The organism is Carboxylicivirga mesophila (assembly GCF_018271975.1).
GTDB classification, from domain to species: Bacteria; Bacteroidota; Bacteroidia; order Bacteroidales; family Marinilabiliaceae; genus Carboxylicivirga; species Carboxylicivirga mesophila.
The window spans coordinates 40,248-61,661 of the sequence record NZ_JAGUCN010000005.1; the positions used below are offsets into that span (position 1 = coordinate 40,248).

General features: G+C 40.8%; 20 protein-coding genes. 4 read left to right on the top strand and 16 right to left on the bottom strand.

The window, feature by feature from the left end:
• Positions 1–101: 101 nt before the first annotated feature.
• The 10 genes from KEM09_RS05960 to KEM09_RS06005 all read right to left on the bottom strand — a co-directional run bounded on the left by KEM09_RS05960 (position 102) and on the right by KEM09_RS06005 (position 10,046).
• Positions 102–671, bottom strand: a complete 570-nt coding sequence (locus KEM09_RS05960; RefSeq protein ID WP_212188449.1) for a TetR/AcrR family transcriptional regulator — start codon at positions 669–671, stop codon at positions 102–104.
• A gap of 96 nt (positions 672–767) precedes the next feature.
• A complete protein-coding gene (locus KEM09_RS05965; RefSeq protein ID WP_212226732.1) occupies positions 768–1,790 on the bottom strand; it encodes an aldose epimerase family protein in 1,023 nt (340 codons plus the stop codon).
• 47 nt (positions 1,791–1,837) lie between these two features.
• A complete protein-coding gene (locus KEM09_RS05970; protein WP_212226734.1) occupies positions 1,838–3,112 on the bottom strand; it encodes a galactokinase in 1,275 nt (424 codons plus the stop codon).
• A 26-nt stretch (positions 3,113–3,138) separates the two neighbouring features.
• Positions 3,139–4,185 (bottom strand): UDP-glucose--hexose-1-phosphate uridylyltransferase, encoded by a 1,047-nt coding sequence (locus KEM09_RS05975; protein WP_212226736.1) that lies wholly within the window; start codon positions 4,183–4,185, stop codon positions 3,139–3,141.
• Between the two features lie 26 nt (positions 4,186–4,211).
• The gene (locus KEM09_RS05980) at positions 4,212–4,910 is read right to left on the bottom strand and encodes an NUDIX hydrolase (RefSeq protein ID WP_212226738.1); all 699 of its coding nucleotides are present in this window, start codon (positions 4,908–4,910) and stop codon (positions 4,212–4,214) included.
• A gap of 214 nt (positions 4,911–5,124) precedes the next feature.
• The gene (locus KEM09_RS05985) at positions 5,125–6,102 is read right to left on the bottom strand and encodes an ROK family protein (RefSeq protein WP_212226740.1); all 978 of its coding nucleotides are present in this window, start codon (positions 6,100–6,102) and stop codon (positions 5,125–5,127) included.
• Between the two features lie 91 nt (positions 6,103–6,193).
• On the bottom strand, positions 6,194–7,516 hold the full coding sequence (locus KEM09_RS05990; RefSeq protein ID WP_212226742.1) for an MFS transporter: 1,323 nt from the start codon (positions 7,514–7,516) through the stop codon (positions 6,194–6,196).
• 301 nt (positions 7,517–7,817) lie between these two features.
• On the bottom strand, positions 7,818–8,429 hold the full coding sequence (locus KEM09_RS05995; protein ID WP_212226744.1) for a hypothetical protein: 612 nt from the start codon (positions 8,427–8,429) through the stop codon (positions 7,818–7,820).
• Between the two features lie 68 nt (positions 8,430–8,497).
• The gene (locus KEM09_RS06000; RefSeq protein WP_212226746.1) at positions 8,498–9,031 is read right to left on the bottom strand and encodes an FKBP-type peptidyl-prolyl cis-trans isomerase; all 534 of its coding nucleotides are present in this window, start codon (positions 9,029–9,031) and stop codon (positions 8,498–8,500) included.
• Positions 9,018–10,046: a DHH family phosphoesterase gene (locus KEM09_RS06005; protein ID WP_212226748.1), complete on the bottom strand. Its 1,029-nt coding sequence runs from the start codon at positions 10,044–10,046 to the stop codon at positions 9,018–9,020. Before KEM09_RS06005 ends, KEM09_RS06000 begins: the two co-directional genes overlap by 14 nt.
• Positions 10,047–10,150: 104 nt before the next feature.
• Here KEM09_RS06005 and ndk point away from each other — a divergent pair, with 104 nt between their 5' ends.
• A complete protein-coding gene (gene ndk / locus KEM09_RS06010) occupies positions 10,151–10,582 on the top strand; it encodes a nucleoside-diphosphate kinase (RefSeq protein WP_212188459.1) in 432 nt (143 codons plus the stop codon).
• A gap of 143 nt (positions 10,583–10,725) precedes the next feature.
• Here ndk and KEM09_RS06015 read toward each other — a convergent pair whose 3' ends face one another.
• Together KEM09_RS06015 and recF are read right to left on the bottom strand one after the other, a co-directional pair.
• A complete protein-coding gene (locus KEM09_RS06015; protein ID WP_212188460.1) occupies positions 10,726–11,016 on the bottom strand; it encodes a DciA family protein in 291 nt (96 codons plus the stop codon).
• 63 nt (positions 11,017–11,079) lie between these two features.
• A complete protein-coding gene (recF, locus tag KEM09_RS06020; protein WP_212226749.1) occupies positions 11,080–12,186 on the bottom strand; it encodes a DNA replication/repair protein RecF in 1,107 nt (368 codons plus the stop codon).
• A 229-nt stretch (positions 12,187–12,415) separates the two neighbouring features.
• On the opposite strand from recF, the gene KEM09_RS06025 reads away from it, so the two are divergent.
• Both KEM09_RS06025 and ribH read left to right on the top strand, forming a co-directional pair.
• Positions 12,416–13,102 carry a tetratricopeptide repeat protein gene (locus KEM09_RS06025; RefSeq protein ID WP_212226751.1) on the top strand — a complete coding sequence of 229 codons (687 nt, stop codon included), beginning with the start codon at positions 12,416–12,418 and terminating at the stop codon, positions 13,100–13,102.
• 73 nt (positions 13,103–13,175) lie between these two features.
• On the top strand, positions 13,176–13,670 hold the full coding sequence (gene ribH / locus KEM09_RS06030) for a 6,7-dimethyl-8-ribityllumazine synthase (RefSeq protein ID WP_212226752.1): 495 nt from the start codon (positions 13,176–13,178) through the stop codon (positions 13,668–13,670).
• Positions 13,671–13,901: 231 nt separating this feature from the next.
• Here ribH and KEM09_RS06035 read toward each other — a convergent pair whose 3' ends face one another.
• Both KEM09_RS06035 and KEM09_RS06040 read right to left on the bottom strand, forming a co-directional pair.
• Positions 13,902–15,542 (bottom strand): SulP family inorganic anion transporter, encoded by a 1,641-nt coding sequence (locus tag KEM09_RS06035; RefSeq protein WP_212226753.1) that lies wholly within the window; start codon positions 15,540–15,542, stop codon positions 13,902–13,904.
• A gap of 702 nt (positions 15,543–16,244) precedes the next feature.
• Positions 16,245–16,574 carry a hypothetical protein gene (locus KEM09_RS06040; RefSeq protein WP_212226754.1) on the bottom strand — a complete coding sequence of 110 codons (330 nt, stop codon included), beginning with the start codon at positions 16,572–16,574 and terminating at the stop codon, positions 16,245–16,247.
• A gap of 165 nt (positions 16,575–16,739) precedes the next feature.
• Here KEM09_RS06040 and KEM09_RS06045 point away from each other — a divergent pair, with 165 nt between their 5' ends.
• Entirely contained in the window at positions 16,740–17,462 is a 723-nt protein-coding gene (locus KEM09_RS06045) for a DUF6261 family protein (RefSeq protein ID WP_212226755.1), read from the top strand.
• A gap of 74 nt (positions 17,463–17,536) precedes the next feature.
• On the opposite strand, the gene KEM09_RS06050 is transcribed toward KEM09_RS06045, so the two are convergent.
• Both KEM09_RS06050 and KEM09_RS06055 read right to left on the bottom strand, forming a co-directional pair.
• Positions 17,537–19,336, bottom strand: a complete 1,800-nt coding sequence (locus tag KEM09_RS06050) for a cation:proton antiporter (RefSeq protein ID WP_212226756.1) — start codon at positions 19,334–19,336, stop codon at positions 17,537–17,539.
• A gap of 140 nt (positions 19,337–19,476) precedes the next feature.
• The gene (locus KEM09_RS06055) at positions 19,477–21,294 is read right to left on the bottom strand and encodes a mechanosensitive ion channel family protein (RefSeq protein ID WP_212226758.1); all 1,818 of its coding nucleotides are present in this window, start codon (positions 21,292–21,294) and stop codon (positions 19,477–19,479) included.
• Between the last annotated feature and the right edge of the window lie 120 nt (positions 21,295–21,414).

Here is a 21,414-nt window from a genome sequence, read left to right on the forward strand (position 1 = left end):
AGACCAAATTTCTTAACAGAAATAATTAACATTTTTTAAGAAGTTATCAACAAAAGCAACAACTCCTTAACCCACAATAACAAAACACTTTTACGAAACAACTAATTAGCAGGCATTTGCTTCTTGGCCACCCCATCCCAATACATATCAAAAGCGGCATCAAATTCTTCAGTAAAACTTTTAAGGGGTTTTGGTGAATTCAGGAAGTAATTAGCCGTAGCCCTGGTAAAGGCAAAGTCGAAGAAAGCAATCATATCAGTCTTATAGGCTTTTAGTATGCCCATATTCACTTTTTGCATAATAAAACGACGCGGCCCCTCTTTGGTATCTTCTACCAGACCAAAATGCATTTTCATATAAGGACTTGATTCAAATATATTGATATAATGAAACTTAACAGGATGCGTTATGAACCACTTGACTATACCACTAAACACTTGCTTAGTGTTTTCTTTCTGATCCTCGGTGAGCACATTTACACACTGCTCTTCTACCTCAAACATCAGTTGCTTATAGATATCAATAATTAGCTGCTCCTTATTTGTAATATGATGATAAAGAGTACCCTTGGCGATACCTATCCGTTCAATCAATTCATTGACAGATGCTGCAAAGCCTTTTTCAACAAATAACTCCATCGCACCTTTATAGATATCTTTCTTTTTACTCATCACATTTAGTTTTAGCCCCGCGAAGTTAAGCGTTTTTTTGAAGCATAAAAAAACCACCTCTAAATAATAGAAGTGGTTCTTATAACATACTTAATATTAAATGAACTTATAAACACAGGTGTGTCGATAATACTCCCCAGCTTTTAAAGTAGCTTCCGGGAAATGTGCTTTATTAGGCGAATCAGGGAATATCTGTGTTTCCAGTGCTACCCCAGCCCATTTTTCAATTGGCTTACCTTGCTTACCTGTTTCGGTACCATCAAAATGACTACCTGTGTAAATTTGCACGCCTGGCTGATCGGTATACACTTCCATTGCCCGGCCTGAAGAAGGACTTTCCAAACGCGCAGCCAATCTCACCATTCCATCATACCCATTAATCACAAAGTTATGATCGATACCATCTACCAGCTTAACTTGTGGACAATCAGCGTTTAGAGCTTCACCTATTGCTTTCGCAGTGATAAAATTCATTGCGGTATCCTTCACGTCTGCAATCTCGCCTGTCACTGTTCCTATTTCGCCATCAATCGGTGTAAACTTATCTGCATTAATAGTTAATTGATGATTGGCAATTGTACCTATTCCTGCCCCATCCAGATTAAAATAGGCATGAGATGTGAGGTTGATAATGGTATCCTTATCGGATACTGCATCATACTCAATCACCAACTCATTATCCTCCGTTAAACCATAGGTCACAATAGTCGTTAGTTCGCCGGGATAACCCTGATCGCCGTCAGGACTCACCAGGCTAAGCTTATAGGCCTGGGCAAATTGCGGTAAATCCACTTCTTCCACCTCCCATGTACGAAGATTAAATCCATCTACCCCACCATGCAGGTGATTCGGGCCATTATTGGTATCCAGCTGATACTGCTGACCATTCAACTCAAACTGCCCTTTTACAATGCGGTTGGCATAACGGCCACAAATGGCTCCAAAATAGGTATCACCAGCTAATGCTTCTTCAACAGTGTCATAACCAATGACTACATCAGCTATTTCACCATTGGCATCAGGCACTTTAATGGAGGTGATTTGTCCACCTCGCGCAATAAAGCTTACCTCTACTTGATTATTATTTCTTAATGTAAATACATCAGATGCTTTTGTCATATTCATTCGTTTTTAAGAAAATTGGTGTAGTTAGTATTAAAAACAAATTATAATTCTACCTGAACAGCACCTTTAGAGCGGATAAACAACTTGTGACAGTTGCCTTTGCCGAATACCGACTCTAGTGTTGTGATATAATCATCTAATAATTCATTAGGCACAAAAGCCTGAATGGTACCGGCAAAGCCACCACCATGCACACGCCAGGCGCCTTTGCCTTTCAGCACTAATTCACTCAATGCCAATGCTAATGCTACATTCTGATGCTTGGTTTCGCCACCAACAAAGATATTCTGGTTATACATGTATGAACTAAAACCTGACTCAACCACCAGTTCCAGAAACTTGTCGAAGTTACCTGACTCTAAAGCTTCCACCTGATATACAACACGTGAGTTATCTGCCTGGAAGTGAATAGAACGCAATAATGCACGGTCTCCTACTTTTTCGCGAATAGATGGAATACCTTTCACCACATCCTCCATTGACAACGGACGCAATACTTCTTGGCCCAACTCTTTAGCAACCGCCTTCATTTCACCAGGCAATGCATTGTATTCTTCATCCAATCCACCATGGCTACCTCCAGTGTTGGTAATAACTAATGAATATCCTGTTTGGGCAAAATCAAAATCCAAAGCTTTTACAACCGGATTGGCTTTGTCAGCAAAGTCAATGGTAATAAACCCACCCACAGCGCAAGCCGTCTGATCCATTAAGCCACAAAACTTCTTACAAGCATGCTCAGCCTTTTGGCCAATCTTGGCATTATCCACCGGATCCAACTTACCATCATTAAACAAGTTACTGAAAATGGCTCCAATCAATACTTCGAAAGAAGCTGAAGAGCTCAATCCCGATCCTTCAGGTACACTGCCATGTATTACCGCATCAAAGCCGGCAATCTCTAAACCCAAAGCTTTAATCTCCTTTGCAATGGTTCTTACAATGTTACCAGGTGTTAATTTAAACTCAGTCACTTCCAATTCACCCAAATCAACCTCGAAAGGATCAAAACCCACAGATGTGATGCGGACTATATTGGTACCGTTAGGCGCAGCAACTGCAATGTTATCCAAATTAACTGCTCCAGCCAATACACGTCCTAACTGGTGGTCGGTGTGATTACCTCCAACTTCAGTTCGACCTGGCGAACTTAACAGCATTACGTCATCATTACCATATATGTTTTTAAACTCGTTAATGTATTTAATATAACGATCAGCCTGAGCTTTCAATACAGCCTCATCGTTTCCATATAACTCTTTAAAAAACGGATTATTTCCACCGTTGATTTTCTCAATTAAACTTGTTATTTGCATTTCTAAACTGAATTAAGTGTTATTGTTTATTTAGCTTTATAATGTACAGTTGGCAAATCACGCAGGCGTTGGGCAGCCTGTTCAGCAGTAATATCACGCTGAGCATTGGCCATCATTTCATAGCCTACCATAAACTTCTTAACCGTTGCCGAACGTAATAAAGGTGGATAAAAATGCATGTGTAAATGCCACTCAGGATGCTCCTGCCCGTCTGTTGGGGCCTGATGAATGCCCGCTGAATAAGGAAACGACACTTCAAATAAGTTATCGTACATCACCGTCAGCTTTTTGTAAGCATCGGCTAAAGCAGTGCGCTCTTCTTCGGTTAATTGAGTAATATTTGCTACAGCACACTTACTCACAATCATCGCTTCAAACGGCCAGGTTGCCCAAAACGGAACCAGCGCCACAAAATGGTCATTCTCCACCAGGATACGCTCACCCGTCATTAACTCTTCAGCTACATAGTCTTCCAAAAGTGTTTTACCGTGCTTATCGAAGTAAGCCTTCTGCATCACCGCTTCTTTAGCTGGCTCCACAGGCACCGAATATTGTCCCCATATCTGCCCGTGTGGGTGCGGATTGCTACACCCCATGATATCACCCTTGTTTTCAAAAATCTGAACATGATTGATATAGTCCAGTGCGCCAATTTCCTGGTATTCATTGCACCACAAATCCACTACTTTTCGAATATCAGTCACCTCCATCTCAGGAATAGTCAGATCATGGCGAGGCGAAAAACAAATAACCTTGCAAAAACCTCTCTCGCTTTCAGCCTTAAATAATTCACCATTGCTGTAATTGCCTTCAGGAATATCAGGTACCAAGGCACTAAAATCGTTCTGAAAAACAAATACATCTTTATATTCGGGATTATTATGCCCTCCTGCCCGCTCATTTCCAGGGCATAAGTAACATTTCTCATCATATTCCGGACGCTTTTCAATGGCCGGCTTCTCAACCTTCCCTTGCCACGGGCGCTTTGTCCGGTGGGGGGAAACCAATACCCAATCACCTGTTAACGGATTATACCTGCGGTGTGAATGTTCAGTAAATTCAAATTGTTCCATAATATAATAAAGTGCAGTTAGTAGTATTAAATTGAACGTTTAAAAATCGGATCGCTAAATTCACCCTCCTGTTTAGGTTTGAATTTAAAGTAAAAAGCGCCTTTACGAGATTCCGACATATCTTTCTCTTCAAGTCGTTCCAAAACTTTGAGCGACAGAATTTTCTTTCGGAAATTTCCAGGATCAAATTGCCTTTGAAATATTTGATCGTACAAGTTTCGCAAACGGGTAATTGTGAATTTCTCCGGCAATAGTTTACGCCCGATAATTTCATAACTGGAACGCAATCTCAACTTCTCAAGGGCCTTCTGAACCAGAATATCATGATCAAAAATAAGCTTCGGCAATGCGGCTATTGTAAACCATTTAGCACCGTAATCTTTGATCAAATTCGCTGCCTTATCATCAATCTTTATTAAAGCATAATACTCAACCGTTATTACACTCCCTCCTGGATCACGATTAGGATCAGAAAATGTATGCACCTGCTCCAGGTAAACATCATCCAGACCAGTTAACTTATGAAGTACTCTGCGTGCCGCTGCTTCGGTTGATTCATTGACATTTACCCAGCCTCCAAGCAACGACCACTCACCTTTTGCAGGTTCAATATCACGCTCAAAAACCAACAATTTAAGCTGCTCCTCCTCATATCCAAAAATGACACAATCGACAGCTACAAAGCGTTTATTCTCCTGATACTGATCGTATATACTTTTATTCATACCTACAAATATAAAAGTAATATTTACTTTTATATCATTTTAAAGGTATATTTTACTTTTATAATTCAATTAAAACAAAATAAGAGCTATTTACGCCAAATAATCAGATATTTACAAACCATGAGTCATAAAAGCATGCTGATTACCTCTACTAAATAAAAAAGCCTGCTCGAATTTATATCGAACAGGCTCATTTAATAATGTTATACGCTTATTACTTATCCAACTCTTTCCATGCCAGGGCACTTGCTCCAACAATAGCCGCATCACCGGCATCAAGCTTCGATGGCAATAATTGAATTTTATCTTTAAAGATAGGTAATAAATGCTTCTCGATACTTTCCTTGGTAGGCTTAAGAATTAGCTCACCGGCCGCCAATGGACCACCAAAGAGGAATATAGCCTCAGGACTTAAATGATGAATGGTATCGGCAATACCCTGACCAAGGTGATGGCCTGTCAGTTTAAATACCTCCAAAGCCACTTTATCACCAGCCACAGCTGCATCGTAAATCATTTTAGATGTCAAATCATTATATGTATGATTGGCTAGTGGACTATCTGTTGCGTTGTATTTAGCCAGCAACTCAAATGCTGTACGCTTCATACCCGGAGCAGAACAGTATGCTTCAAGGTGTCCCTGAGCACCGCAGCCACACAAACGACCTCCCGGCACTAACGTAGTATGCCCACATTCACCAGCAAATCCATCGTGACCATACACAAGATCACCATTCACTACAACTCCGCTTCCTACACCTGTACCAAGTGTGTACATTACAAAGTTTTTCATGCCTTTGGCTCCACCATAAATCATTTCTCCAATAGCAGCAGCGTTTGCATCATTAGTTAAAGCGATGGCTTCCAATTCAGGAAAATGTGCTTTCAACAGTTTAACAACATGCACTACGCCCTTAAATGACAAGTTAGGCGCATATTCAATAGTTCCGCTGTAATAGTTGCCATTAGGCGCTCCCACGCCAATACCAATAATCTCAATTTCTTCATTCATCAACTTAGCGTTGGTGATAAGCTTATTGATTGCAGCAGATAAATCTTCGATGTATTTATTTATATCACCATGCGACGGTGTTGAAATACTGTCTTTAGTCAATACATGACCCATTTCATCAACTACTCCAATGGCGGTGTTTGTACCACCTATATCCACGCCAACAGATACCTTTTTCATTTGATTAGTTTTAATAGTTAATCGATTTCTTTAAACACAACGACTTCCTGAAGTTAGTCCAGGAAGTCGTTTTATATCATACGAATTTCCCTTATTCTACAGGAATATCCTTGTTTACATTTTTACATCCTGCCAATGCATACCATAATAGATAAACAAGAGCAGCAACAATTACCCAGTAAGAGGCCATGTAGCTTACTGTAAGGTCAGCAACGGCTCCTTGAATCAATGGAAGAACTCCACCACCAACTACCATTACCATAAAAATACCAGAACCCATTTCCGTATATTTTCCAATACCTTCAACAGCCAGATTAAAGATACCTCCCCACATAATTGAAGTACATAAACCACACAAAGTAAATAACATTACCGCTAATGGAACTGTCTGCATACCAAAACTTAGGTCTGACATAAATACTGGCATTGAGACCGAAATAGTTGATGGAAGGAAAATACCTAAAGCAACAAAAATAATACCCAAGGTACTAACAAAAGTCAATTGGGCTTTTGCCGAAAATTTGCTACCTAAAACTCCACCTGTGAGACGACCAATCAACATTAAAAACCAATATGTACCAACTACCGAACCGGCAGCTGCAGGATCAATACCCATACCTGCTGCTCCATCTGCAGCATCTTTAGCTGCAGTTAAGTAAAGGTTGATAAAATTTGGAATACCAACTTCAATACCTACGTATAAGAAAATTGCCACTGTACCTAAAACGAAGTGACGGAATGACATTGCACTATACTTCTCTATAACTTTAGATTCTTTTACATCTCTGTTATGTGGCTCAGGAATAGCAACGATTGCTAATACAATAAAAGCTACAACAAAAATACCAATAGCAATTAACAAGGCAGGAACAGCATTTTTCATGGTTGCTTTAGCAAGATCTCCAATTAAATAACCACCCAAAATTGGGACAATGGTTGCTGCCATTGAATTCAATGAACCTCCAAACTGAATCAACTGATTACCCTTTTTACCTCCACCTCCTAAGGTGTTCAACATTGGATTAACAACAGTATTTAACATACACATTGAGAAACCTGAAATCAATGCCCCTGTTAGGTAAACGGTAAAGATTGGTGTGAAGTTATCACCAATTTCATATGGCATTAAGCCTGAAATTAACTGAACACCAACACCCAGAATACCAAGCGCAATTGCCGTTAAGGCCGTAAATTTATAACCCTTTTTCTTCAACAGAATCCCAGAAGGTAAACCTAGAAGTAAATAAGCCAGGAAGTTAGCAAAATTCCCTAACTGAGACATCCAGTTAAGAATACCATCCTGATTTTTGGCAATCACACCCATTGGGTTTGACAATCCAGTCACAAATGAAATCATTGCAAATAGAAAGAACATCATTACTATTGGCAATACCTTGTTGTTTTTGCTAGACATAATTCGATTAATTAATTCTTAAAGGTGGATCAAGAACCCACCTCCCTTGTTTTTAGTTTGTGTATAAAATATTAGTTTTTGAGTTTCGTTTTCAAACACTTACCACCTTCATTATGAACAATTTTGCACAAAAAAGATTAATTTATTTAAAAACGGAAAGCAAGATAGTATTTAAATGTACAATTCTTACAATTTGCGTTAAAATATCGCTAATAAAAAATTGATATAAATTACTGGTCTGTTTTAGGGTAAAAAAAAAACCACCCCATAACGAGGTGGTTCTGTATATTCAACTGATTATTTATTGCTCCAAATAGGTCACTTCCAACTCAAATATATGAGTATTATACTGATTATCTGCGATTAGAGATGGAAGAACAAGTTTAGCTTTGCCAAATAAATTCATGTGTAACACAGCTTCATTAACACCAGGGAAAACATTTGAACCAGCTCCGGGTACGCCACCAACCGGATAAGTTGTAAACGTAAATGGTGAAATGGCGTATTCATTACTCTCTCTAAAAACTTCTACTGTTTTTTCTACAAATGTTGTATCTACACCATCTACGAGGGTATCCATTTGTAAGGCTATTGCATAATTTGTGTATCTGAAACCTACCGTTTTATAAGCTTCTACAGGTTGGTCCTTTTCACCTAATTCTGTGTGAAACATCATCAAACCTGATTCAAAGCGATGGTCAACTGTATCTATTGACGCTGCTGTCAATGAGTCCAGCCTGCTTAAACCATTATCCATCTCTTCGTCATAATAGCGTTCCAACAACTCCTGTTCAGCAGCTAAGGCTTCCTTTACGTTAAAGTAATTGTAAGAATCATTACAAGCAGCAAATCCAATTAAAAATGTAATTGCGATAAGTATAGTCAGGTTAAAAAATCTATTTCCAGTCTTCATTAATTATTTTTTATGTCAGTTTGACAAGCACACAAAGAAAATCATTTTTATGCAATCTTCAAACCTTATTATGGCAATGATTGGCTTGTTTGCACCTCCAACACCTCAATATCCATTACTATTATCGCCAATTTAGGAATCTTATTGCCATCACCGGCAATACCATGAGCCAAATAGGGTGGCAATATTAGTTTAGCAATGGCTCCTTGCTGCAAGTGCTGAACAAATTGCTCAAGCCCCGCTTCCACCTGAGCCTTTCCAACCGTAAATTGCATAAATCCATCAGTTGCCGACGAATAACAGATGGTTCCATCAAGCAAACTGGTTGTGTAAGCTAGTTTCACTGCATCCTGATAGCGTATTGAATCTCCAACACCCGGCTTATTAATCTGATAATAGTAACCGGTTCCAGACTTGGTCATATCCAGATGATTATCGGCAATATACTGCTCAATCACCTTTACCTCGGCACTAACCATCTTTTTATTCATCTCCAAAAGCATGTCTTTGGTCACCTGCTTTTTTTCTCTGGGTTTTTCTTTACACCCACTTAAAAAACCGATGGTCACTAATACAACAACCAGTATTCTAATTAAAGCCATTGGCATCACAAAATTCTTTTAATACATTTTTAAACCGCTCAACTGTTTCATCCAGCTTAAGTTTTGATTCTCCACCGGCAGCATTAAAATGTCCTCCACCATTAAAATAGGTTTCACTGAACTTATTAGCAGGAAACCCCCCGCGCGAACGGAATGATATCTTTATTAAATCCTTTTTCTCGGTAAACAAAGCTGATAAGTTAACGCCTTCGATCCACAGCGCCTGATTAACAAATCCTTCGGTATCGCCTGGTTTAAAATTAAAGCGTTTTAACTCTTCCTGACTCAACGATATGTAGGCTGTTTTCAGCTCGGGTAAACGTTCCATCTTCTCACCCAGTGCATGCCCTAATAAGCGCATCCGATCAAATGAGTTGTTATGAAATATCATGTGATGAATATGCTCTTTATCAATGCCCATGCGCAACAACTCTGCTACAATCAGGTATGTTTCGGGGCGGTTAGAATTGTAATTGAGCGAGCCTGTGTCGGTCATGATACCGGCATAAATACACTCGGCAGCTTCTTTGGTCACAGCATCTTTTAAGCCAGCCTCATTCAACACATGAAAGAGTAACTCACAGGTTGACGAAGCTTCAGGTACACTTATCTGTAGTTGTGCCACATTAGCATCAGGAAATGGATGGTGATCAATCATGATACGGGGCGTATCATCCTGCTCAAACAGCTCACCCATCAGTTTGATACGCGTCAATGAATTGAAATCAACAAAAATAACCAGTTCACTCTCTTTAATTAGTTTGGTCGACTTCTTGATGCTCTTATCGTAAATCAATACCTCATTCACGCCGTGCATCCAATTGAGAAAATCAGGAAATTCATTTGGAGATATCACTGTTACCTCCTTGTCCATATTCCTCAATGTATTATATAGGCCCAATGCGGCACCTAAAGCATCTCCATCGGGATTATTATGCGGAACAATTATGACTTTCCGACTGTTATCTATCTTAGTTTTTAATAAATCTATTTGTGTCTTGTCTTGAATATTCATTGTAATTTTTTGTTGAATTGACAAAGATATAGATTTTGAAAGACTATTTTTTTTGTATTTTCGGAATATTAAGTTTTACCCTTACACTAAATTAATCAGCTAATATGGCAGGACTGAAAACACTTACTATGATTAAGCCGGGAGCCGTAAAAAACAGGCATATCGGCGCCATTCTCAATATGATTGAAGAAGCCGGATTTCGCATCTCGGCTATTAAATCCCTAAAATTATCGAAGGAAGATGCCGAAAACTTCTATGAAGAGCACAAAGAGCGTCCATTCTTCCCCGAACTGGTTGACTTTATGTCATCGGGACCTATTGTGGCTGCTATTCTTTTGAAAGAAAATGCAGTGGAAGACTTCAGAAAACTGATAGGCAGCACCGACCCGGCTGAAGCGGAAGAAGGCACCATCCGAAAGCTTTTTGCTGAAAGTAAAGCTCATAATGCGATTCACGGCTCAGACAGCGATGCCAGTGCTGAACGTGAATGCCACTTCTTCTTTAGCTCGAAGGAATTACTGGAACGTCACCCGTAGACAAAAGTTAAAATTACAGAGGCCTCTTGCATTGCAAGGGGCTTTTTTTAGTTCAAAAAAGCTGATAGCTTATGGCGGTTAGCTATTTCCACAGCGATGTTATCCAAAGCACTTTGTCATTCGCCTCCTGTTATCCATTTCCTCTATCGAAACACTATATCCTGAACAATATTATCGCCTATAGCCTGATTCAGGTTTTCAATGATTTTATCCTTCCACATCAATAATTCGTTGCGCAACACACTGGAGGTCATTTCCACATAAAGAATTCCATTACGGATGTAGATACGATGTGTTGCCCGTGCCACCGATGGCCCAAGTACTTTTGCCCAGTAATGCACAGCCCGGTTCTCGAGCATACCTTTATTCAGATTCTGCTGTTTAAGCACCTCCTTTATTACATCACTTATGGCTTGTGTTTTGCGTCGACGCATACTTAAGTTATTAATTATTAGGCAGTAGCCAGTATTTTAATAAATTGCATTGCATAAATGTGATTATGAGTTCTCAGCAATCTGTCCATTTGCCACATCAAACACCTTATATGCTTTACCTGTTCGTTTCACTATATCAACCAAGTACGGTTTATTGGTATCGGTTATAAAAATCTGATTAAACACATCTTCGGCAACCAGCTGAAGCAGGCGATTGCTGCGTGCGTCATCCAGCTTGTCAAAAATATCATCGAGCAATAAAATAGGCTTAATGCCATTGTGCTTGTGTATAAACTCATATTGAGCGAGCTTTAGTGCAATCAAAAAAGTCTTTTTCTGCCCCTGCGAAGCTATTTTTTTGATTGAGTAACCTCCCAGCAACAATTCAAGATCGTCTTTGTGAACGCCTTTGGTAGTATAACCCAACACAATATCCTTAGAGCGCACTGCTGCCAGCTGCCCCTTTAAATCACCCTCGTGTAAATGGGATTTATAAGTGAGTGCAATCTCTTCCTTCCCATCGGAGATATAGGCGTAATATTTTTGAAAAACCGGTACCAGTTCTTTAATAAAATCAACACGGCGCGCATAAATTCGGTTGGCCAGCTGCTCCAGTTGCTCATCCCATAAATCGAGCATAGAATAATCACCGGAATGACTATCTTTCAATTGCTTGAGAGTTGCATTACGCTGCATCAGTGAGCGATTATAACGCATTAAATCATCCAAAAAGGGCTTATCATACTGCGATATAACACCATCGATGTATTTACGGCGCTGCTCACTTCCTTCATTAATCAGTTGCTCATCCGATGGCGATATCATCACCAATGGCAATAGGCCAATATGTTCCGAAAGCTTGCTGTATTCCTTTTTGTTGCGCTTAAAATGTTTCTTCTGTGACTTCTTCAGGCCGCAATAGATATGCTCCTCCTCATCATGGCGCAAATATTGTCCCTGAACCACGAAGAATTCCTGCTGATGATTAATGTTCTGGCTATCAACAGCGTTAAAGTAGCTTTTACAAAACGACAGGTAGTACAGTGCATCCAACACATTGGTCTTCCCTGAACCATTATCGCCCACCAGGCAGTTAATACCCGGTGAAAAGGCTATTTCGGCCTGTTCAATATTTTTAAAATTGATAAGATTAAGGTGCCTGATGTGCATGTAAAATGGTTTTGTGCAAAAGTAACTAACCTGCAGGATTGTTCAAAAATGCCTTTCAATATTTTTAGAACTATTCGGCCGAACTAACACCATTAGATTACCGCGACATTGATTACCGGATAGCATCGACATTAAAATATTTATCTGGAAGCCACAAAAAGTAATAATCCATCTTTTGTTTTTTGGTCAAAAGGATTACTTTTGGCATTCGAATAAAAATTTACTTACAATGTCAAAAGAGAAACATACGCATCAAGATGATAGCTTCGAGAATGTAGAAAGCGCATTGAGTAAGACGGAGCACTTTATTGAAGAGAATCAGAACAGAATAAGTATGATTGCTTTGGCAATCATCATCATAGTAGCCGGATACTGGGGATTAAAGAAATTCTATTTCTTACCATTGGAGCAAGAAGCTCAAAAGCAGGTGTTCTATGCTCAGCAGTATTTTGAGCAGGATTCATTTAAGCTGGCTTTAAATGGCGATGGACAGAATTATGGTTTCATTGAGATCATGGATGAATATGGCTCAACTAAAGCTGGTAAGCTGGCGGCATATTACGCAGGTGTTTCTAACCTTCATTTAGGTAATTACAACGAAGCTGTTAACTACTTATCAGGCTTCTCTTCTAGTGAAGAAATGGTGGCAGCTACTGCAGCCGGTGCATTAGGTGATGCTTACGCTGAATTGGGAGAAAACGATAAGGCTATCTCACAATACAAAACAGCAGCCTCTTATGACAATTCATTGACAGCTCCTACCTACCTGATGAAGCTGGGAGTAATGTATGAGGCAAAAGGTGATTACAAAGCAGCTGTTGAGGCTTATCAAAAAATTAAAGATAAGTATGCATCATCAGCAGAAGCCCGTCAGGTTGACAAGTATCTGACACGTGCTAAGCTGCAGACGAAGTAATTTTGAACTAAAATATTAAAAAGAGGTTGTCTATGTAGGCAACCTCTTTTATTTTTGCACAAAACTGTAAACAATGGCAACAAGTCTTAAAAACTTATCAGATTACAATATAGCTGATGTACCATCGGCCGCTGAAATGAAGTTCGGCATTGTGGTGTCGGAGTGGAACACCGAGATAACCGAGGCATTATACGAAGGAGCTTATAACACCCTTATTAAGCACGGGGCTTCGGAGGACAACATCATTAAAAAATATGTACCTGGCAGCTTTGAGCTCACCGCTGGTGCCAAATATCTGGCTGAGATGACAGATGTTGATGCTGTTATTTGCCTGGGATGTGTGATACAAGGTGAAACACCACACTTCGACTTCGTTTGTCATGGTGTGACACAAGGTATGACCCTTTTAAATGTGCAGTATCCAATACCGTTTATATTTGGCTTGCTGACCACACTGAATCAGCAACAAGCCATAGACCGCGCTGGTGGCAAACATGGTAATAAAGGAGATGAAGGAGCTGTAACAGCCATTAAAATGGTGCACCTTAATCGCTCGCTTAAAAACTAAGAACATTATAAGATAGCATACGACAAAGCCCGGCCTTAAACCGGGCTTTCTTGTGCATTCTAAAAAATTAAAGGAATATATTAGTCACCAGACTATTTCTGCATAATACACCCAACTTATACCAAATGAATAACAAAATGATTGATAGAGCATTTTGCTTATATCATGGGTTAATGCCGAAACCGAATCACAGATTGTTTTTTAATCAATCGTTTTGATTCGTAATCGATATTACTCCTTCAACAGCTCAACGGCTTTCTGAGTGGCGTCATTAAAGCTATCAAAGATCAAAGCTTCGGGCACAAACTGAGTCAGTTCAAATTGCTTGATTTCCTCCTTAATCTCCGCATTAACCCCCGAAAGTAATATGGTAATGTTCTTGTTGCTCAGCATCCGGAGGGTGTCTTTCAGGTTATGCAGCCCGGTTTGATCAATAAATGACACATGGCGCATCCTGATAATCAATACCTCACAACGCAGTCCAATTTCCTCTATAGCCTCGGAATAGCGGCGGGCCGAAGCAAAAAACAGGGGCCCGCTGATTTCATAAATCTTCAATGCGGCAGGTAAATCGGAGTAGTTCTCAATCACATCGCTGTCTACTATATCATCAATTCGCTTATCGCTGATGTCAGCCATCCGTTTCATAAATAGCAGGGCTGACAGCACCACGCCAATTTCAATGGCCAGTGTCAGGTCAAAAAACACAGTGATAACAAAGGTGGTTAACAGGATAAGAATATCGAAGTAGCGGCCTTTGAGGATGGCCACAAAACTGCGCCACTCACTCATATTGTATGCTACAACCATTAGGATACCAGCCAGGCAAGCCATAGGAATCAGTTTGGCCCATTGCCCCAGAAAAAGCATTATCAGCAACAGAGTAACAGCATGCACCATACCGGCAATTGGGGTGCGTCCCCCATTTTTAACATTTGTGGCTGTGCGTGCTATGGCACCAGTTGCCGGTATACCGCCAAAAAATGGCGTAACAATATTGGCTATTCCCTGGGCAATAAGCTCGGTATTGGAGCGATGCTTACCACCTATCATACCGTCGGCCACAACCGCCGATAACAAAGACTCAATCCCTCCAAGCAATGCAATGGTGATGGCCGGCCCAATGTAATGTTGCAGCTGTCCAATCTCAATAGAAGGAACGGTGATACTAAAGCTGGACGGAATAGAACCAAAAGCTGATTCGATGGTGGTAACATCCAGTTTGAGGAAATAGACCAGTGGCGTGATGATGACGATGGATAAAAATGCCCCCGGTATTTTAGATGTAAGGCGTCTGGCAAAAACCGTAATCAGAATGGTAGCTACTGTAACAAGTACAGCTGTATAGTTAATGCTGTCAATGGCAGAAAAATAGGTCAGCCATTTGGCATGAAATTCAGAAGGCACCTTGGTGACTGATAATCCAAATGCGTCTTTAATTTGGGTGGAGAAAATAACCAGCGCAATACCACTGGTAAAGCCCACCACCAAAGAATGCGGAAAGAACTTGAGCAAAGTACCCAACTTTAGTAAACCAAAAAGCACCAAAAACACGCCTGCCATGATGGTGGAAATAATCAGTCCATCAACACCATACTGCTCAATAATACCATAAACAATAATGATAAAGGCTCCGGTAGGTCCGCCAATCTGTACGCGGCTGCCGCCCAACAATGAAATAATAAAACCGGCCACCACAGCCGTAATCAGGCCTTTGTCGGGCGATACACCAGATGCCACTGCAAAAGCAATGGCTAAAGGCAAGGCTACCAGGCCAACTACCACTCCTGAGAATACATCATTGGTCAACTGCTTCCTGTCAATGCCCGATCGAAGAACAGTGAAGAACTTTGGTTTGAATATATTTTCCATGTGTTTACAAATTGTGTTCCACTTCACACTATCAACCCACCTGAGGGGAAGGCACAATTCAGTAGTGTCATTTCAGATGTGTGGATGCCTTTTACAAGGGCTGCTCATAACTATCCCTCATAAAATCGCTGCAAATGTAAGCCTAAAACGCTACCATTATCCTCCAACAACCGTTTTTTTGTTTAAACCGCATGGCATATTCGTAAACATTTAAGGTGTAATGCCCTGATCAACTATTTATAAGAAGCTGGTATATTTTTTCGATCCGAAGTAGCAAAGTGATGAGTATACTATATATTTTTAAGGGGCAAGGCCAGTGGATAAGAACGTAGAGCCTGGCATAACGAAACTAGGCAAAAAGCTTATTTCACTTGAGCATATTGTATTCTAACCACATAAAAAACATAAGTAGCTATATACAGAAAGTTACTTTCAAACAAATTCTAAATAATTTTGATTGATATAAACTAAGTACCACTATCAAAAGCCACTCAAATTATTAGCTAATCAACTGTTTTATATGCAATTTATCACATCACAATATGTATTTACTTTAATTAGATAATTAGGATAACGCTTTATCCATCATTCGCATTATCAACACTTGGTAATTAATCAATAATTATTATCTTGCATTAAGCGTTTAACCCATAAACCCTAAAATTATGACTGAATCTGGCCAGACAGGACCATACATTTCTATCAGTCCTTACGCAACTTACCCAACAGCCAATCATCAATTGGTTGTATCACCAGTACACCATTCACCAACAAACATTTTAAGGCCCGGCAAACCCCTTGTAAAGTATGCCTGGCCTGTTTTTTCTGAACAATAGCAGAAGTATAAAAGCAAAAGGGCTTACTGCCGGCAGGTTCAACATTCCCGCCATGAGAAAATGTACTTTTTCCGCCAGAAGCCTTTCCTACCGTAGGAAAACCTGTTTTGCACGCCAGAGAAGCTATCCCACCATAGGATGTAATAGCATTTACGCCAGTCACCCTTTCCCATGGTGAGAAAGGCTGTCTTTTCAAAAAAACATGGTTTCCCATCGTGGGATTGGGCATCTTTTCAGACAGGAACCATTTCCTGTGGCAGGATCGACGGATTTCTGCAAGGCCTAATTAAAGGTGCTTTTCACATACCAAATAACTAATCAGTAACTAACAATATTCTTTATCACCAATAACTTAAATCTTATGCTAATAGAAAAAGTTCTTAAACGTATGCGGGTTGCCGATACCGTTCATTTAGGAAATGCAATACTTGATGAACTGGGGAAATCAACCATTGAAGATGTAAATATTACCGCTATAAAAAGCGAAATGAGTACCATTTGCATTGGCCTGGCCGGCGCAGTTAATGAAACAAAGGTGCTGTCGATGCTGGAAAAATACGATACGCTGCGCGATAACACTTATCGCTCATTACTATACCTCAACAAAGGTTTCCTGCTGCATCCCGATACAAAAATACGGGCAGCTGCCAGTGAAGTACAGCAGGTACTTGATAAATATGGCTTTAGTCTGGTTGACCACAACTATGCATCCGAATCTACCCTGATAGATGCCTTCATCAGGGATATGAAGATGCCGTTGATAGCACCCAATGTAAGCGTTTTGCCGGGTTTACCGGCTATTCTGAGTCAGCTGCAAACCGACCAGGACCTGTTTAAAAGTGCCGAAAGAAGCTGGCACGAGGCCCGCGCCGAAGATGGTAAAACCCTTAATGCTACAGCACTTAAGCACGAACTGATGAAAGTGATAAATGACAAACTGGTGCTCTATCTGCGAGCCATGGTACAGCTTAATCCTGCCAGCTTCGGAGAACTGAGTAATAATATCTCCATGCACATCAGCACGGCCAATGAGCTGGTTAAACGTCGCAGTAACAGCGAAGAGGAGGTAGAAATTGATAATTAATTATTCATCCGGTTGATAAAGGATTGTTTAGGGTGCCTATTTAGCGGCACCCTTTTCTTTTTCCTGTAAGCTTATTAACTCTTTTTTTGCAGCAGTATTACCGTTTCGCCTTCTTCCAGAATATCCCCCGAGGCAAAGGTTCTCACCTTACCATGAGGATTCTGAACCAGTATTGGCAGGGTACGGTTTAAATCGTCAATTTGCTGCTCCACCCATGTTTCGGAAGACAGCTCTTTTGCAACCGGCATTTTAACTTCTTCCGTTTTATCATTACTAATATTCATAAACCATTTAGCCAAACGCGGATGACTGGCAAACAAAAGAGACGCTTCAAAGCGTTTAAGCAACTCAATTCCTGCTTTAGCCTCTTGCTGTGCGATGGCCACCTGCACATTGGGCACCAGGAATGAATCTTTTGACAGCTGGCCGGCCAACAGGTTCACCTGGCTATTGGTGGTCAATCCAATAAAGGTATGAATATGCTCCATCGACAGCTCATCCTGCGTTTCTTTATTCAAGGCATTCCCCAGGATACAGTTAAAACCTTGCTCCCGTGCTTTTGTCACATGCGTTTGGTTATTATCCACCATCATTACCGGCTTATGAGGTGCCAGGTACCGGGCCATCAATAAGCTTAGTGAATTAACCCCCAGAAATAAAACACCACTCCGCTGTTCCATATATACCAGCTCATTGCGACGGCGCAGCCATTTGGTTGTCCAATTGAGTAGAACCGGCACTGTCAGCGTGGTAAAAATGGCCATGAATACGAGAATGGAAAAGATGGTTTGGTCAATAATACCCATCTTTAAGCCTATCTCGGCAATAATGATCTCAACAGCTCCCCGCCCGTTCATGCCTGTACCAATGGTAATACCCTCGCGCCAGCCATTGCCCGAGGGCATATAAAACAAGGCTGTACCTGCTATCTTTCCCACCACCGCCAATCCGGTAATGAGCAGCAGTAATTCCCAATCGGTTTGAAAAACAGTAACATCCACAAAAAAGCCGGCCGTCACAAAGAAAACAGGCGCCATAAAGCCAATGGATACATCGTAGAAGGCCTTGTTCACCTCTTTTGATATATTTTTAGGAAACAGCTTGTCCTTCAGAAACAGTCCGGCCATAAAAGCTCCCAGTATGCTGTGCATACCTGCCAGTTCGGCCAGTTCGCAATAGCCAAAAGTGACAATTAGTATGAGTGTAAAATAGGCCGTGCTGTTTTTAAGGCCTGAGCGCGACAGGTAGCGGCCCACATATGGTAAAACAAACAAGCCTATGCTAATGGTGATACCGAAAAAGAGAATGATTTTGCCCCCTATCATCAGAAGCTTCATTAAACTCAATGAGCTAGATTCAACAAAATTGGTGATGCCCGAAAAAATGACCAGAGCCAACACATCAGAAATTAATGCGCCTGCCATCAGCACATAAGCAATGCGTGTATTAAGTAGTTTAAGGTCAATCAGTATGCGACTTTTGGTGGCCAGCGAAGTTACGCCAATAGCAATGGCAACAAATAAGCCAGAAATAGGTGTGCCACCCGTCCACACGATGGCATAATAACCAAGGGCAAAAGGCACCAGAAAACCACCCAATGCAGCCAGCAAGCCAGGCCAGGAGGCTTTTTTTAAATCATGAAATTCTATCTCCATACCAATGTAAACCATCAGCAGGATAATGCCTATCTCGGCCAGCACTTTTATCGACTCAGTGCTTTCGATTACGCCCAGCAGACTGGGGCCTAGTATGATACCTATCAGCAATTCTCCAAGAATAGCAGGGTAACCAATCTTCCGGATTAAGGCTCCGCCTATGTAGGCCGACAGCAATACCAGCGATATATTCAGAATATTAAGGTGAAAAACTTCCATGGCGATGAGATTAAGTTGCTAGTGCTTTAATTTAGCAAAATTCCTCACAATAAACGATGGTCGGGTCTTTTATTTTCAGGCTTATATTTAAGCCCAGGCACCTAACATCATTCTGCTCACTCTTGCTGCCAAACGCTTAACTATTCCTTGTTATCCCGCGATATATGCACATTGAAACCGGATGCCTTGTAATCTTTAGGCAGGTAGTCTGCCGGAATCGTACTCATGTTGCCATCTCTGGCGGCGCGGTAATGGGGCGAAAGTATCTCAACGCCACGCTCATTGCACACATCCTGTATGTGCTGATGCAAAGCCGAATAGATCAGCGCCTGCTTACTGGCCTCACGTGTATAGGCATTCAGCTGATACGACACATAAAAATCATCTAGGCTGGTCTGCAATACAAAAGGCCGAGGTTGATCCAGTAACATATCGGTCCGTGAAGCGGCCTCCAGCAACACTTCGTGCATTAGTTTCCAGGGCACATCATAACCAATAGTCACGGTGGTGTGTATGATTAATCCCCTCTCCTGGGCTTCGGCACTGTAGTTGGTGGTATTGCCGGTAAGCACCGATGAATTAGGAATAGTGATGATTTCATTTTTAATGGTTCTGACCCGTGTCACCAGCAAGGTTTTTTCAATGACATCGCCCGATATATCGGCAATTTTAATCCGGTCGCCTATCTTAAACGGACGCATGTAGGTAATCACTAAACCAGCCACCATATTGGCAATAGCCGATGATGAACCTAGTGAAAACAGGATACCGATAAATACCGATACGCCTTTAAATATATTGGAATCAGAGCCCGGGAGATAAGGAAAAATCAGCACAAACATAAATGCATAAAGCAAAAACTTGACAATGCTGTAGGTAGGCATGGCCCAATCGGCATGAAAGCCCGATATCTTTAGTTTCTCTGTCTGTATTTCCCGAAAAATATACTTCACAAAACGAATCACATATTTCATCACAAAGAATATGACCAGGATGCTAAACAGGTTGGGCAAATAATCCCATACAGCTAACAGGACGCTTTTAAAAGGCGACCACACCAGATGAAACAAGGCATTGGCCCAATCGCGTGAAAACGGAAAGATACTGAAAATGATGGGCAACGTGATGTAAAGCAATATAATGTATACCACCCAGCGAACAACCCTTACCAGAAACAGAATCCCGGTTAATTCCTGATCGGCTGTCAGGAAAGTATAGTCTTTATAAGATAAGTCCTTTAACCAAATACCCTTCTTCTGATCAATGAAGTTCAGCAATTTGGCATAGCCCTTTCCAATGAGCCATATAATCAGCCAGGCAATGGCCATCACCAAAAACACCCAGCCCAGCCGTGCTGCAAACTTAAACAGGCTGTTTTCCTTCTTGGCATTCACAATAGAATGGGTGATAGCTTCCCTGTATTCATTGGCCAGTTCGTGCATACGCCGACCATACCACAAAGCATCATTTTCGGATACACTCATGATAATCAGTTCGCCATAGACAATATCAAACGTATTTTCAGCCTTAACTACCTGTATTGAGTCTGCTTTCAGAAAATCATCTTCATACAGCTGCCTGATTTTACGATTAGTACTGTTTGCCCTTTCATTGGGGGTAGCTGCCCCAATTTTAGAGTATACAATAAGCAAAGTATCTTTCATAACGCCTACCACAGGGTAACCTTTAGCAGTAGCACGTAAGGCATTTATCTGTGCTTTTTTATCAGACAAGCGCTTTTGCTCATTTTCATCAATAGCTTGCAGCTGCTTTTGAAGGTCTTCCTTCTGCAGGTTATCGGTGGTTTTAAGTTTCAGCAACTGCGCCTCCAGCTCAGATTTTTTAAGCGAATCAGCCTTACGCTGAGCATCAACCTCCAATAAGCGCTGACGGTACTCATTTAGTATTATCCGGTTAAGCGAGTCACTCACTTGTATAACACTATCTTCCTGCCCCATAACCAGCATATTGCATAGGACAAAGAAGAGTACCAAACCATTTTTCAAAGACTTTATCATGGACAACAATATAACTGATAATTATAGGAAAAAAAAGACCTGATTTAAACGTCTGACATG

What these genes read in the sequence shown, in the direction of transcription:
- KEM09_RS05960 (WP_212188449.1), bottom strand. Translation starts at nt 671, where the DNA reads ATGAGTAAAAAGAAAGATATCTATAAAGGTGCGATGGAGTTATTTGTT.
- KEM09_RS05965 (WP_212226732.1), bottom strand. Translation starts at nt 1,790, where the DNA reads ATGACAAAAGCATCTGATGTATTTACATTAAGAAATAATAATCAAGTA.
- KEM09_RS05970 (WP_212226734.1), bottom strand. Translation starts at nt 3,112, where the DNA reads ATGCAAATAACAAGTTTAATTGAGAAAATCAACGGTGGAAATAATCCG.
- KEM09_RS05975 (WP_212226736.1), bottom strand. Translation starts at nt 4,185, where the DNA reads ATGGAACAATTTGAATTTACTGAACATTCACACCGCAGGTATAATCCG.
- KEM09_RS05980 (WP_212226738.1), bottom strand. Translation starts at nt 4,910, where the DNA reads ATGAATAAAAGTATATACGATCAGTATCAGGAGAATAAACGCTTTGTA.
- KEM09_RS05985 (WP_212226740.1), bottom strand. Translation starts at nt 6,102, where the DNA reads ATGAAAAAGGTATCTGTTGGCGTGGATATAGGTGGTACAAACACCGCC.
- KEM09_RS05990 (WP_212226742.1), bottom strand. Translation starts at nt 7,516, where the DNA reads ATGTCTAGCAAAAACAACAAGGTATTGCCAATAGTAATGATGTTCTTT.
- KEM09_RS05995 (WP_212226744.1), bottom strand. Translation starts at nt 8,429, where the DNA reads ATGAAGACTGGAAATAGATTTTTTAACCTGACTATACTTATCGCAATT.
- KEM09_RS06000 (WP_212226746.1), bottom strand. Translation starts at nt 9,031, where the DNA reads ATGGCTTTAATTAGAATACTGGTTGTTGTATTAGTGACCATCGGTTTT.
- KEM09_RS06005 (WP_212226748.1), bottom strand. Translation starts at nt 10,046, where the DNA reads ATGAATATTCAAGACAAGACACAAATAGATTTATTAAAAACTAAGATA.
- ndk (WP_212188459.1), top strand. Translation starts at nt 10,151, where the DNA reads ATGGCAGGACTGAAAACACTTACTATGATTAAGCCGGGAGCCGTAAAA.
- KEM09_RS06015 (WP_212188460.1), bottom strand. Translation starts at nt 11,016, where the DNA reads ATGCGTCGACGCAAAACACAAGCCATAAGTGATGTAATAAAGGAGGTG.
- recF (WP_212226749.1), bottom strand. Translation starts at nt 12,186, where the DNA reads ATGCACATCAGGCACCTTAATCTTATCAATTTTAAAAATATTGAACAG.
- KEM09_RS06025 (WP_212226751.1), top strand. Translation starts at nt 12,416, where the DNA reads ATGTCAAAAGAGAAACATACGCATCAAGATGATAGCTTCGAGAATGTA.
- ribH (WP_212226752.1), top strand. Translation starts at nt 13,176, where the DNA reads ATGGCAACAAGTCTTAAAAACTTATCAGATTACAATATAGCTGATGTA.
- KEM09_RS06035 (WP_212226753.1), bottom strand. Translation starts at nt 15,542, where the DNA reads ATGGAAAATATATTCAAACCAAAGTTCTTCACTGTTCTTCGATCGGGC.
- KEM09_RS06045 (WP_212226755.1), top strand. Translation starts at nt 16,740, where the DNA reads ATGCTAATAGAAAAAGTTCTTAAACGTATGCGGGTTGCCGATACCGTT.
- KEM09_RS06050 (WP_212226756.1), bottom strand. Translation starts at nt 19,336, where the DNA reads ATGGAAGTTTTTCACCTTAATATTCTGAATATATCGCTGGTATTGCTG.
- KEM09_RS06055 (WP_212226758.1), bottom strand. Translation starts at nt 21,294, where the DNA reads ATGGGGCAGGAAGATAGTGTTATACAAGTGAGTGACTCGCTTAACCGG.